The 13,012-nt window shown below is 61.1% G+C and carries 13 protein-coding genes; 8 read left to right on the plus strand and 5 right to left on the minus strand.

The annotated features are described in order from the left end of the window. The first annotated feature begins 209 nt into the window (after positions 1-209). From SB822_RS25805 to SB822_RS25820, 4 genes are all read left to right on the plus strand, one after another. On the plus strand, positions 210-1,088 hold the full coding sequence (locus tag SB822_RS25805; RefSeq protein ID WP_410855931.1) for a LysR substrate-binding domain-containing protein: 879 nt from the start codon (positions 210-212) through the stop codon (positions 1,086-1,088). A gap of 50 nt (positions 1,089-1,138) precedes the next feature. Continuing rightward, positions 1,139-2,092, plus strand: a complete 954-nt coding sequence (locus tag SB822_RS25810; protein WP_410855932.1) for an alpha/beta fold hydrolase — start codon at positions 1,139-1,141, stop codon at positions 2,090-2,092. A gap of 239 nt (positions 2,093-2,331) precedes the next feature. Further along, positions 2,332-3,006, plus strand: a complete 675-nt coding sequence (locus SB822_RS25815; RefSeq protein ID WP_007584554.1) for a response regulator transcription factor — start codon at positions 2,332-2,334, stop codon at positions 3,004-3,006. A gap of 419 nt (positions 3,007-3,425) precedes the next feature. Further along, on the plus strand, positions 3,426-3,947 hold the full coding sequence (locus SB822_RS25820) for a GlcG/HbpS family heme-binding protein (protein WP_410855933.1): 522 nt from the start codon (positions 3,426-3,428) through the stop codon (positions 3,945-3,947). A gap of 54 nt (positions 3,948-4,001) precedes the next feature. Here the strand turns inward: SB822_RS25820 and SB822_RS25825 are convergent, their stop codons facing one another. Next, positions 4,002-4,943, minus strand: a complete 942-nt coding sequence (locus tag SB822_RS25825; RefSeq protein WP_007733848.1) for an AEC family transporter — start codon at positions 4,941-4,943, stop codon at positions 4,002-4,004. A gap of 45 nt (positions 4,944-4,988) precedes the next feature. Further along, on the minus strand, positions 4,989-6,095 hold the full coding sequence (locus SB822_RS25830; RefSeq protein ID WP_114223980.1) for a mandelate racemase/muconate lactonizing enzyme family protein: 1,107 nt from the start codon (positions 6,093-6,095) through the stop codon (positions 4,989-4,991). 254 nt (positions 6,096-6,349) lie between these two features. On the opposite strand from SB822_RS25830, the gene SB822_RS25835 reads away from it, so the two are divergent. Then, on the plus strand, positions 6,350-7,081 hold the full coding sequence (locus SB822_RS25835) for a FadR/GntR family transcriptional regulator (protein WP_007584563.1): 732 nt from the start codon (positions 6,350-6,352) through the stop codon (positions 7,079-7,081). Between the two features lie 158 nt (positions 7,082-7,239). Continuing rightward, positions 7,240-7,872 carry a DsbA family protein gene (locus tag SB822_RS25840; RefSeq protein ID WP_086917166.1) on the plus strand — a complete coding sequence of 211 codons (633 nt, stop codon included), beginning with the start codon at positions 7,240-7,242 and terminating at the stop codon, positions 7,870-7,872. A gap of 9 nt (positions 7,873-7,881) precedes the next feature. Here SB822_RS25840 and SB822_RS25845 read toward each other — a convergent pair whose 3' ends face one another. Continuing rightward, complete coding sequence (locus tag SB822_RS25845; RefSeq protein WP_410855934.1) at positions 7,882-8,802, minus strand: AEC family transporter; 921 nt, start codon at positions 8,800-8,802, stop codon at positions 7,882-7,884. Positions 8,803-8,990: 188 nt separating this feature from the next. Then, positions 8,991-9,830 (minus strand): EamA family transporter, encoded by an 840-nt coding sequence (locus tag SB822_RS25850; protein ID WP_410855935.1) that lies wholly within the window; start codon positions 9,828-9,830, stop codon positions 8,991-8,993. 97 nt (positions 9,831-9,927) lie between these two features. Here SB822_RS25850 and gcvA point away from each other — a divergent pair, with 97 nt between their 5' ends. Together gcvA and SB822_RS25860 are read left to right on the plus strand one after the other, a co-directional pair. Then, the gene (gcvA, locus tag SB822_RS25855; RefSeq protein WP_410855936.1) at positions 9,928-10,836 is read left to right on the plus strand and encodes a transcriptional regulator GcvA; all 909 of its coding nucleotides are present in this window, start codon (positions 9,928-9,930) and stop codon (positions 10,834-10,836) included. 78 nt (positions 10,837-10,914) lie between these two features. Then, positions 10,915-11,946, plus strand: a complete 1,032-nt coding sequence (locus SB822_RS25860; protein WP_410855937.1) for an XdhC family protein — start codon at positions 10,915-10,917, stop codon at positions 11,944-11,946. Between the two features lie 18 nt (positions 11,947-11,964). Here SB822_RS25860 and SB822_RS25865 read toward each other — a convergent pair whose 3' ends face one another. Further along, positions 11,965-12,897 carry a LysR family transcriptional regulator gene (locus SB822_RS25865; RefSeq protein ID WP_007584573.1) on the minus strand — a complete coding sequence of 311 codons (933 nt, stop codon included), beginning with the start codon at positions 12,895-12,897 and terminating at the stop codon, positions 11,965-11,967. Between the last annotated feature and the right edge of the window lie 115 nt (positions 12,898-13,012).

Raw genomic sequence — 13,012 nt, forward strand, 5'->3', positions numbered from 1 at the left:
TGCACGACCCATGCGCGGATCGTGCCTGCCCGCTACATACGACGGTATGAGCACGTCATGCGATGGTGGGTCAAAGTGCAAGCAATAGTAGGCTGGTGCGCCCGTTGCACCCTCGTTAGGCTATTCCTGTTGGATCAGGGACGTGAGCTAACACGAAAGACGTCGACGCGAGCCCTTACGCTCGATGGCGATTCATCGGGGTGCACATCATGGACGTGGCGGATCTGAAGGTATTCGACGCTGTCGCTCGCCTCGGAAGCATGAGCCGCGCAGCGCTGGAGTTGCATACGGTGCAGTCGAATGTCACGGGACGAATCCGGTCCCTCGAAGGCGAGGTGGGCGTGGCGCTATTCGAGCGGCATGTGCGCGGCGTGAAGATGACGCCCGCCGGGCAGCGCATGCTGCCCTACGCGGCGCGAGCGGCCCGGCTGGTCGCGGACGCGCGCCTTGCCGCACTCGACGATGGTCCGCCGTGCGGCACGCTCGCAATTGGTGCGTTGTGGACCACAGGTGCACTGCAGCTAAGCCGTGCGTTGAGCCACTTCGCGAGCCTGTATCCGCAAGTCGGATTGTCGTTGACGACAGGCACGAGCGATGGGCTGACCGACGCTGTAGCCGAGTGCCGTCTGGATGGCGCATTCGTTGCAGGTCCGCAAGACGATCCCGGCCTCGATGTCGAGACGGTCTTCCGCGAAGAGCTCGTGCTCGTGACACCGGCGGCGATGCGCTCGTTGAACGAAGTGGGAAGCGTTGGAAATCTGAAGACGATCGTATTCAGTCAGGGCTGCTCGTATCGCGAGCGACTCGATTTGCTGCTCGCCGAAATGGGGATACTGTCGGTCGCGGCACTCGCATTCGGCTCGATCGACGCGATCCTCTCGTGCGTTGCGGCGGGCATCGGCATTACGTTGTTGCCGCGAGGGCTCGTGTCGAACGCGGAGCAGAGGAATCACGTCGCGGTCCACGCGCTTCAGTCTGACACGGCGCGCATGGAGACGCTCTTCGTTCGGCGGCGCGACGCTTATCTGTCGAACGCTATGCGTGCGTTTCTCGATGTCGCGCGGTCCGAGGCTGGGCCGCTGCCTTGATCTCGTGTTTGCTTTTTGAAGCCCTCGCTACATTCAACCTGGAGCCGCTCATGATGGGAAAGGTTCGAATCCGCTCGTTGTTCGGCATATTGCTGACGGCCGCGATCAGCAGTGCGCCGGCCGCGGGCCAGACATGGCACGACAGCCGCGTGTCGTACCGGGTCGCAAACGTGGATGGCGTGTCTATCTTTTATCGCGAGGCAGGTCCACGCGATGCGCCCACCGTTCTTCTCCTGCACGGCTTTCCTTCTTCGTCACGCATGTTCGAGCCGTTGTTGAAACGACTTGGCGATCGGTATCATCTGGTCGCGCCCGACTTTCCCGGCTTCGGGCATAGCGATGCGCCCGCGCCCACTAGCTTTTCATACACGTTCGACCATATCGCGGCTGTGACGAACCGATTCGTCGAGACGCTCGGACTCAAGTCGTATGTGATCTATATGCAGGACTACGGCGGACCGGTTGGATTTCGCGTTGCGATGGCGCACCCCGAACGCGTGAACGCGCTGATCATCCAGAATGCCGTCGCGCATGAAGACGGGCTTGGCCCGCTATGGAAGACTCGCCGCGCGTTCTGGGCCGACCGTCAGGCGAACCAGGCAGCCGTCGAGCAAAACCTGATGTCATTGCAGGCGGCGAAGCAGCGCCACATCGGCACCAGTCCGAACGTCGAGTCGTACGATCCCGATCTATGGACGGATGAATACGCGTTCCTCAGCCGGCCCGGACAGCGAGAAATTCAAAGCGATCTCTTCTACGACTATCGAACCAATGTAGCGTCCTATCCGCGCTGGCAAGCGTGGCTGCAAAAGACGCAGCCGAGAACGCTCGTCGTGTGGGGCCGTTACGATCCGTCGTTCCTGCCGGCAGAAACGGACGCATATCGGCGCGATCTTCCAAAGGCCGAGATTCACGTTCTGGATGCCGGACATTTCGCACTCGACGAAAAGCCCGATGAAATTGCCGAGCTGATACGTGGATTTCTTGCAGCCAAAAACCAATAAGCGAAATATAGGTTTAGCGTTGCGTGCCGTTGCTGCTGCAATCGCCGCGCGCAACGCGATAGCATCCAATCGTTTCTTGTTTGACGCTCCCCTCACTTTAGCCCTTCACACAGCAATCCACGCGCGACTTTGCTTTGCGCTCGTCGTCGTTTGGGACAACAATGTAGTGTGTTGCTGTATCTGCATCAGACAATCCGCGGTCTGCGAAAGGATTCCTCACTCGTTAATAAGGAGGCGAAATGGTCCCAGGACCGAGTTCGACTTCGATCACAAAAAATGGCGAAGGCAAGCCGTCAGTCGTGTATGTCATCGACGACGATGAATCGATCCGGTTTGTATTGAATGGGCTGGTGCGCTCGGTGGGTCTGCATGTGGAGACATTCGAGTCACCCAAGGATTTCCTCGCGTTTCCCAAGTACGACGCACCCAGTTGCCTGATTCTCGATGTCCGATTGCGAGGCGAGAGCGGTCTTGCGTTCCAGCAGGAAGCGCATCGCTGCGGCGTGCGCATGCCGATCCTGTTCATCACGGCGCACGGCGACATCGAGATGACGGTAAAGGCGATGAAGGCGGGCGCGCTGGATTTCTTCGCCAAGCCATTCCGCGATCAGGACATGCTCGACGCGATCGCTCACGCGCTCAAGCGCGACGCCGAGCGCCGCGAGTCGGAACACGCATTGGCGACGCTGCAAGAGTCGTATGAATCTCTGACGCAACGCGAGCGCGAGGTGATGAAGTTCGTGGTGGCCGGCATGTTGAACAAGCAGATTGCCTATGAGCTTCATCTGAGCGAAATCACCGTGAAGATTCATCGCGGGCAGGTGATGAAGAAAATGGCATCGCGCTCGCTTCCCGACCTCGTTCGAAAAGCAGAGGCACTTGGCATCGATCAACGGCAGACGAGTTCGAACTGATTCGCGGCGCGTCGCGCTTTACGCTGTTCGCGCTCGTTGTGCCAACATCTATTTCCATCTGTTCAAAAGACAGTTTTATATCTTTCTTAAAATTCACGCCTACAAATGCCGTAAACGGGTCAATATAAGTTTGCACTCCGTTGAAATAAAGCCTGAAAGGCATTTGAAGAGGCTGGAAAAGAATGAGACTGTGTCTATTCGATGCGTCACATGGAGGAACAGTTGACGGGCGCGCTCCCAGGCGTGACCGCTCGACGGCTGCATTGAGCGCAAGAATCTTGGTGTGAAACGCAATGCTTTCGATGATGCCGACGAACAGGGGGCGCGGCTTCGCAGTCGGCGCAGCCGATGTGTGCTCGCTTGCGCGACGGTCGTCGGCCGCTCCCGTTGTGTTCTTCTGATCCGTGTTGGAGGTTGATATGAGATTGCCTTTGTCGTTCGCGTTATTTTGCGGCCTGTCGATCACGTGTATGCCGGTGCATGCGCAACAGCAGCCTCAGCCCGGATATCACTACACGTTGCCGACCAGTCTCGCCGTCGAGGCAGCGCAAGAAGCGATTCGCGTGTGTGAACAGAAGCAGTACTGGGTGACTGCGACGGTGGTCGATATGGACGGTGTGCCGCAAGTCGTCATACGCGGCGATCACGCGACGGTGCACACGGGTGAATCGAGTTTCAGAAAAGCATTTACGGTCGTCACGCTTGGGCCGGAATTCGGCTTCGACCGTTCGAGCGGATTCTTCGAACTGATCAAAACGAGTCCTTACGCACCGCAACTCGCAACGGTTCACAACGTGATGGCACTGCCAGGTGCTGTGGCGTTCAAGGCGGGCGGCGAGATGGTGGGCGCGCTGGGAATCGGCGGGGCGCCAGGCGGAGACAAGGATGAAGTGTGTGCGGCTGCGGGTGTCGCCAAAGTGGCGAACCGGCTGCCGCACTGATCGCATTGCGGGTGATGTGATGTGGTAGCGAAGCGGGCGCTTCGCTACCTGTCGTTATGCAGCGGCGAGGCCACCATCGACGAGATAAATAGCCGCCGAGAACGTGACGATCGACAGCACCGTGCTGATGAGAATCGACGTCGCGGCTTCGCTCTGATAGGCGCCCGCCTCGTTGGCGAACATCGCGGGAATGGTCGCCGACGGCAGTGCGCAAAGCAGGATCATCTGTTGCGCGTAGAGACCATGCACGCCGAGCAGGACAGTCGCTGCGAACATCAACAGAGGGTGAATGAACAGCTTGAGCCCGAGGTTGGCCCAGACTTCGCTCGACAGCTTCAGCTTGACCGACGACATGATCAGCCCGAGGCAAAGCAGAGAAACGCCTGGCGTTGCCTTGCCGAGCAGGTTGAAGGCTTCGGCGAGCACGGGCGGAAACTTGATCTGCAGCAGCGAGCAGACGATGCCAAGCGCCGGCGCCCACATCAACGGACGGCGCACCGCGCTCTTGATACTCGCCAGAAACGCCTGCGTGCCGCTTCCTTCTCCGCTTGCGACGGTCAGCAGCATGGTCGTCAACGGAATCATCACGAGGCTTGCGATCAGATTGAGAATGAGCACCGAATAAATGCTGCCGGGACCGAACATCGCCTGCAGGATTGGAATGCCCATGAACGCGGCATCAGGATAGCCGTTGACGAAGCCTTTGAGCGTCGCCGCCTTCAGTTCGCGATAGCGCCACCAGCCGAGCAACAGCGCGATGGTGTACATCCCCATGATGCCAATGAACGTCGCAAGAATCAGTTTGAAGTCGAACAGCTGCGAGCGCGGCGTGCTCGCCATGCCGACCAGCAGCAACGCCGGGAAAATCCAGCCGAGCACGAGCCGGCTGATCAGCAGACTGTCCGAATGATTCAGACGTTTGCGCTTGCCGGCGATAAAGCCGAGCACGATCACAAACGCAACGGGTAAAAGTGGTCCAACAATCCTGTCTAACATCTCCTGACTCCAAGTTTTGTTATGCGATGCCGTAGCGGTGTTCGTTTAAAGGTTGATGCGATAGTCGCGAATCACATCGGGGTTCGGCTCGATGCCGAGGCCGGGGCCTTGCGGCACGTCGATGCGGCCATTGCGCGGAATGATGGCGTCGCCATAGAGCTGCGCTTCGAGATCGAAGTAGCGCCATTCGATCAGCGACTTCGGGCCGCCGAGCGCCGCGCTGGCGTGCACGCTCGCGAGCAGGCCGGGGCCGTCGTAGAACGTGTGGACCATGACGGCGACGTTGTGCGCGTTCGCCAACGCAAAGACCTTTTGCAGTTCCGTGATGCCGCCCATCTTCGCGGGGCTGGGCTGGATGAAATCGACGGAACCGGCTTCGAGCAGATGCTGAAAGTCCATCAACGTCGACGCGTTTTCGCCCGCCGCGACAGGAATGCCGCCTTGCTTGCGCACTGTGGCGAGACCCGCGTAGTTTTCGGGCGGCCACACGGGCTCTTCGATCCACCGCAGATTGAACGGGCGGAATTGCTCGGTCATGTCGAGCGCTTCGCGAACCGTCCACGGGCAATTGACGTCGAGCGTGATTTCGATGTCGGGGCCCGCCGCTTCGCGCGCGGCGCGCACGGTTTCGACGGTGACTTCATGGAGCTTCAGATGCCGGTAGCCGCTCTCCACCGCGCGCCGCACGTTGCGCGCGACCAGTTCCGGGTCGGCGTAACGGATCAGGCTCGCGTAACACGCCAGCGACGTCGCCTCGGCACCGCCGAGAAGCTGATGAACCGGCTGGTTCGCGACCTTGCCCGCGATGTCCCACAGCGCGATATCGATCGCCGACAGGCCATAGATAAACGCGCCGCTGCGGCCGAATACGTGGAATTTCTTCTGCAACTCGAACATCGACTTCTCGCGCAGCGCGACGTCGCGGCCAATCAGCTCAGGCGCAAGCATGCCGTCGATGACGAGCTTCACGGCGGGGATCGCCGTGAAGCCGAAGGTTTCGCCCCAGCCGACGGTGCCGTCGTCCGTGGTGACCTTGACGACGAGCGAATCGACCACTTGCAGGTCTTTGGGTCCCCACACGCCGCCCGCCGACGGTCCGCCCGTCGTAAAGGGAATGCGCAGGGGAATGGTTTCGATGCTGGCAATTTTCATCTGGACGTACCTCGATCGGGTTGCGGAGCGGGCCGACGAAAGCCCGCCGTATGTTTTGCATGGTATGAGACATCCTGTTGTCCTTCAAGTGAACAGGTTGTTCCTTTTGTGCAAATCACTTGAGCGCGCCGTGCAACATAGGGCGTGATGGCAGGGTTTTGCGCGTGCTGATGGGTAAAGCGCCGCACGCGGGGAAGGGCTGTATTTGCGTCAGGATGTAGAATAAGAAGACAAGCAACAGCCCCTACACGACCATGAGCGAACTCAACGTGCGGCGCGTCGAACGGCGGCCCCATCTCGCGGAGCACATCACACGCTCGCTGAGCGACGAGATCGCGTCCGGGCGGCTGAAGCCCGGCGACCGTCTGCCTACCGAGCACTTTCTTTCCGAGAACTTCGGCGTCAGCCGCAATGTGGTTCGGGAGGCGATTGCGAGCCTGCGTGCGCAAGGCCTGATCGAGTCGCGCCAGGGAGTCGGCGCGTTCGTCGCGGCGGCGCGCCAGCCGTCCGAACCGCTACAGCCGGTGAGTTCGCAACTGCTGGAAGGCGACGACACGATCCGCAACATGTTCGAAGTGCGGGCCGTGCTGGAGAGCCAGGCCGCCGCGCTCGCAGCCGTACATATGACGCCGCGCAGGCTCAAGCCGATTCAGGCAGCCGTCGAACGGATGCGCTACGAAGGCGCGCCGACATCGGACACCGTCAACGCGGACCTCGACTTCCATCGCGCGGTGGCGGCTGCTTCGGGCAACGACTATCTCGCCGCAATGATCCGCATCGTGCTCGAACCAATGCGTCCGCTGATCGCGGCGAACTTCGCGAGGCAAGGGCCGATGTTCGGCAAGATCCCCAATACGGCGCGCGCGGAGCACGAGACGCTGATTCAGGCGTTCATCGACAAGGATGGCGCTGCTGCGCGCGAACTCATGGGTCGGCATATCGTGAGCGCCGCATCACGCTTCGGGTACGACATTTCGTTTTTCTGAGCCCGCGTACTTACACCGTGTAAAGAGTGATGTGAGTCGTACGCCGTTCATGTCTTCGTGCGTCGAACGTATAGTCGGCCCGTGCGTCGGCGATGCGTAGCCGACTGATACGCGTGGCCCGCCGGGCCGCGCCTGATCAGATGAGGATGGAACAGCGTATGAAACTGATATTTGTCGGCGATCCGATGTGCTCGTGGTGCTATGGCTTCGGCAAGGAAATGAGCGCAATTGCGCAAAGCATGCCGGATCTCGAAGTGCAGGTTGTCGTGGGCGGCATGGCGGCGGGATCGACCCAGGTGCTCGATGATGCAGCGAAACAGTTCAGGCTGACACACTGGGCGCGCGTCGAGCAGATGAGCGGCGCGGAGTTCAACCGTGAAGCGCTGATGGCGCGCAAGGACTTTGTCTACGATACGGAGCCGGTTTGCCGGGCTGTCGTGGCGGCGCGGATGGTTGCGCCCGGCGTCGATCTGCTGAAGGTGTTCCGTGCGTTTCAACGCGCGTTTTACGTCGACGGACTCGATACGACGGATGGCGAGGTGCTCGCGGAAATCGGCACGAAGGCGATCGCGGAGCAAGGCATCGCTATTACAGCCGGTGCGTTCTTCGAAGTGTTCAGTTCGGACGAGGCTATCGATGCCGCGCAGCGCGATTTCGCTCTGACGCGCCGCCTGGGCGTGCAAGGGTTTCCGTCGTTGTTCGTTGAAGTCGATGGAAAGATTGGCCGTCTCACTTCGGGCTATGCAACGGCCGGGCAGGTCACGCGGGCGCTCGAGTCACTGGCCGCATAGCAGCGGCGTCTAAAGCAAGTAGAGCCACGCCAGCAGCGTCACGATGGAAAACAGCGTCGTCGTCGAAATGGCGGCGCCCGTCGATGTCTTCTCGACGTCGTACTCGACCGCAAGCACGTAGGCGCTCTTGGCCGTGGGCACGGCAGCGCAGATGACGGCCGCAAGGGTCGTCGTTCTGTCCAGCCCGACCGCGACGCAAAGGCCATACACGACGAGCGGCATCGCAATCAGTTTGAGTGCCGCGAGCAACGCGTAGCGGCTCAGATGGCCGCGCAGTTCGTCGATCGACAGGTCGAGGCCGATGGCGAACAGCGCGCATGGCGTCAGCGCTTCGCCGAGGATACCGAGGTACGTGGCGGCGGGCGCGGGCAGCGTGAGCCCGCCGACCGACCACAGCAAGCCGAGGATCGTGGCAAGAATCACCGGGTTCGTGCCGATCTGCTTCGCGAGCGCGCCGCCGCGTATCTTGCGCGAACCGGTCTGCTGATCGACTTCGAGCAGCACGACGAGGGCGGGAAACATGATTGCGCCGACAAACACCGTCGCGACGGCTGCGGCGAGCACGCCATGCTGACCTTGCAGCGCTCTGAGGATGGGCAGCGCGACGAAACCCGTGTTCGTCATCGAAACGATCGCGCCGAGCATGGCGCTTTTCCCGAGACTCGCGTGCAGCACAGTGCGCGCGACGACGAGCGCGGCGGCGAAGCAGATCAGCGAGCCTGCGCCGAACGCGGCGAGGAAGCGCCACTCCAGAAGCGATTCGAGCGGTTCTTTGGCGACGGTCAGAAAGACGAGCGCCGGCATCCCGACGTAGTAGGCGAACTGCATCAGCGGCCCGGCGACCGTGTGCGGCAGATAGCCCCCTACGCGGGCGAGCCAGCCCGTCAGGATGATCGCGAAGATCGGCAATATCAGACTTGCGATGTGCATGATGGCGCTCCCGCTGCGTAGATGGGACGTCCGGATGCAGTTGTGTGTGCAAGATTTCTTTCGCGGGTGATGTGCCGGGCCAATCCTCAACCGTTAGACCAATGACAAAAGGCAAGTCCGCAGGCACGATCTCGCCAGAGAAGAGTAGTCGATCTGGACGTCGGCGGAGAACGATCCTCCGCGCTATTTCAAGTCAGCTTGAGCGTCACCACGCCGGACAGGATGACGACGGCGGCAATCGAGCGGCCATAGCCGCTGCGCTCCTTGAGAAAGAAGACGGAGATCGCGGTGCCGAAGAGAATTGCCGATTCTCGCAAAGCGGCAACCATCGCAATCGGCGCGCGCGTCATCGCCCATAGCACGAGTGCATAGGCGGCAAGCGTGCAGGCGCCCCCGATCAACATAAGATGCCAGCGGGCGCGCAGATGTCGCCGGGCGGCTTCGCCGCGACGCGCGACTGCCCACACGAGAATAGGCGGTGCGGTAAGCGCGAACATCCACATCGTGTACGACGCAGGATGCCCGGACATGCGCACGCCCGTTCCGTCGACGAGCGTATAGGCCGCGACGGTAAGGGCATTCATGAGCGCGAAACGGCTTGTGCGCGCGGTACTGCCGCCCGCCGGCGTTACGAGCAACAGGCCCAATATGCCCGCGCAGATCAGCAGGATGCCGCTCCATTCGCCCATCGTGAGCCGCTCGCCGATGATCGGACCGCTTGCCAGCGCAACGAGCAGTGGCGGCGCGCCGCGCATCAACGGATACGCATGGCTCATGTCGCCGCTGCGATACGCCGCGCCGATCAGCACGAAATAAAAGATGTGAATCACGCCCGATGCCGCGATGTAGGGCCAACTGCTCGCAGCAGGCAACGGCAGGAACGGCAGCGAGACCAGGCAAAAGGCGGCTGCGCTGGACGTCACGAATACGATGTCGAGAAACTTGTCCGGGCTGGACTTCACGACGGCATTCCAGCTTGCATGAAGCAACGCGGCGAAAAGCACCAGCAGCATGACACCTGTGGACATGGTTTCGACTCTCCTGTATCTGACAGGAGAATATCTATCTTGTGACGACCGGACAAACCAGATAAATTGGCCATTCGCGTTAAATAAACTAACCCGAATGAAGCGAATCCTGCCCCCGCTCAATGCGTTGCGCGCTTTCGAGGCTGCCGGAAGGTTGGGCAGCTTCAAGGAAGCCGCGGCCGAATTGCACGTCACTCATGGCGCAGTGAGCCAGCAGGTGCGTCTGCTCGAAGAGTGGCTCGGCGCGCCGCTGTTCGAGCGGCACAACCGGCGCGTCGAGCTTACTCCGGCTGCGAAGGCTTACCTCGATGAAGTTGGCCCCGTCTTCGAGCAGCTCGCGCAGGCCACCGCGAGATACGGCGTAGCGGGAAGGGTTTCGCGAACGCTGACCGTCAACGCCGTGGCGACCTTCACGCTGCGCTGGCTGGTGCCGCGGCTCGCGCGCTTTCGCGACGCGCATCCGGGGATCGACGTGATGGTGGAGACGTCGAACGAACCGCTGGAAAACCTGAAAGAGACTTACGACGTGATCATCCGGGGCGGGCCGGACACGTTCTACGGATACACGATGCGGCCGTTTCTTTCCGAGGAAAGGATTCCCGTCTGCAGTCCGGCTCTGCTTGAACGCATTCCCCTTCGGACGTTCGACGATTTTCGCAGGCACACGTTGTTGCACACGTCGAGTCTGCCGCGAGTCTGGCCGAACTGGCTGGCGAAGGTAGAGATGCCCGCACTCGTACCCGCTGCCAACCTCACGTTCGATCACTTCTATCTCGCGCTGCAGGCTGCTGTCGATGGCATCGGCATTGCGATGGGCCCGACTGCGCTGGTCGCCGACGATCTCGCAGCGGGCCGGCTCGTCATGCCGTTCGATCGTCCGCGTCTGCCGTCGCGCAGCTATTGCACGTACGTTCCGGATGCGAAGTTGACGGATGAACTGGTCATCACGTTTTGCGCATGGCTCGAACGGGAGGGCGGCGATTCTTCGGCATTTTCGATGACGTGATCCAGATTTGCCGATTCACGTTGCCGGGTACGGCGCATACACTGCCTGTCGGAGACTCATGGCGATCAGGTGTCGATAGTGGACAGTGTCAATCTCGAAGTGTTGAAGTCCAGCGCGCGCTGGCTCGAACAGGGACATCGCGTGCTGCTCGTGACTGTGGTGAAGACGTGGGGTTCGTCGCCGCGTCCTGAAGGCGCGATGCTCGTCGTGCGTGAAGATGGCGCGGTGGTGGGTTCGGTGTCGGGCGGCTGTATCGAAGACGATCTGATCGACCGCGTGCGTCAGCGCGGAATCGAGCAGACGAAGCCTGAAGTCGTCAAATACGGCATCAAGGCGGAAGAGGCACATCGCTTCGGTTTGCCATGCGGCGGCACGATCCAGCTCGTGCTGGAGCCTTTGACGAAGGCGAGCGGCATTGCTGAACTGTGCGATGCCGTTGAAGACGGACGGCTCGTTGCGCGCGCACTCGATATGGAAACGGGTATCGCGCGTTTGAGTCCCGCACAAGCGACCGATGGTGTCGACTTCAACGGCAAGTATTTGTTGACGATACACGGCCCGCGTTACCGGATGCTGGTGATCGGCGCGGGACAATTGTCGCGCTATCTGTGCAATATCGCGGTGGGGCTCGATTATCAGGTGACGGTGTGCGATCCGCGCGAAGAATATACGGACGAGTGGGATGTGCCCGGCACGAAAATCGTTCGTACGATGCCCGACGATACCGTGCTCGATATGAAGCTCGATGAGCGCTGCGCCGTGATCGCGCTCACACATGATCCGAAGCTCGATGATCTTGCGCTGATGGAAGCGTTGAAAACGCCTGCGTTTTACGTCGGCGCGTTGGGCTCGCGGCGCAATAACGCGGCGCGGCGCGAAAGGCTCAAGGAGTTCGATCTCACCGAGACGGAACTCGCGCGGCTGCATGGGCCGGTTGGGATTTATATCGGCAGCAGAACGCCGCCTGAGATCGCCGTGTCGATCCTCGCCGAAGTCACGGCCGTGAAGAACGGTGTGATCATGCCGCCGTCGTTGCAGGTCGGCGCGGCAAAGAGCGCACAGGGCATGGCGTCGTCCATCGTCGATCCGGACCTCGCGTGCTTCGCCTAACGCACGCTCCGAAGCGAATTACTTCGCGTTAGCCGCCGTATCGAATGGACTCAGTTGCGCGGCGGCGGCGAACATCTCCGTGAACTGATCGAGTGCCGCGAGCGTGTCGCGTCCGCTGCGCGTGATCCGGTAAAACGAAAATTCCACTTCCGGGCGGATCACGTCGATGCGCACCTGGTAGTGCCGGCAAATGTGTTCGCAGAACGACGGCATGATCGCGACGCCAAGGCCTTCGTGAGCCATCGCAATCGCCGTCTGCAGATGCCCGATCACCGTCCGGCGGCCTGTCGTGACCTCTTCTTTCGACAGCGATGCCTCGATCAGACGCTGCAACGGGTTGTCCTTCGGCAGCGTGATGAGCGGGAGCCCTTCGAGCGCGCGCCATTGCACGCCGTCGCGCGGCACCTTGCCGATGCCATGCGCGCTTTCCATCGTCGACGAGACCACGACGAGCCGCGTCGGAAAGATCGGCACGCGATCGATGCCGGAAAGCTGCGAGAAGAAAATTCCGAACGCCGCATCGAGATCGCCTTCCTCGACCATCTTCAGCAGTTCGCCCGGCGGACGGTCGACGAGTTCGATCTGCGCGTCGGGGTTGGTCTCCGCAAAACGCGCGAGCACTTGCGGCATCAGGCTCGCGGCGATCATCGGCGTGCAGCCCAGCAGCAACGAGGCCTGTTTTTGCCGGCCCAACTCGTTCAGCTCGATCACGGATTTTTCGAGCGTCTCGACGATCTTCATCGCCGTCGGGTAGAACAGGCGGCCCGCTTCCGTCAGCGCGACGGTGCGCGTGGTGCGCTCGAACAGGCGGCAGTTGAGCTGCGTTTCGAGTTCGCGAATGATCGCGCTCAGCGCGGCCTGACTCAAATGCATGCTCTGCGCGGTCTTCGTGAAGCTCGATGCGTTCGCGACGCCGAGAAAGACTTTGAGTTGTTTGAGGGACAGGTTCATCGACGGCGATCCTTGAGGCAGGGCACGGTAGGGCTGCCCGGATTCTATCGCCGTGCAGGCGTGTCCGCGACCGGGACAAGACCCGATCGCGGGCACGCTGCCGCCGTGACGCGGC

It is taken from the genome of Paraburkholderia sp. SIMBA_054, assembly GCF_046534875.1.
GTDB classification, from domain to species: Bacteria; Pseudomonadota; Gammaproteobacteria; order Burkholderiales; family Burkholderiaceae; genus Paraburkholderia; species Paraburkholderia hospita.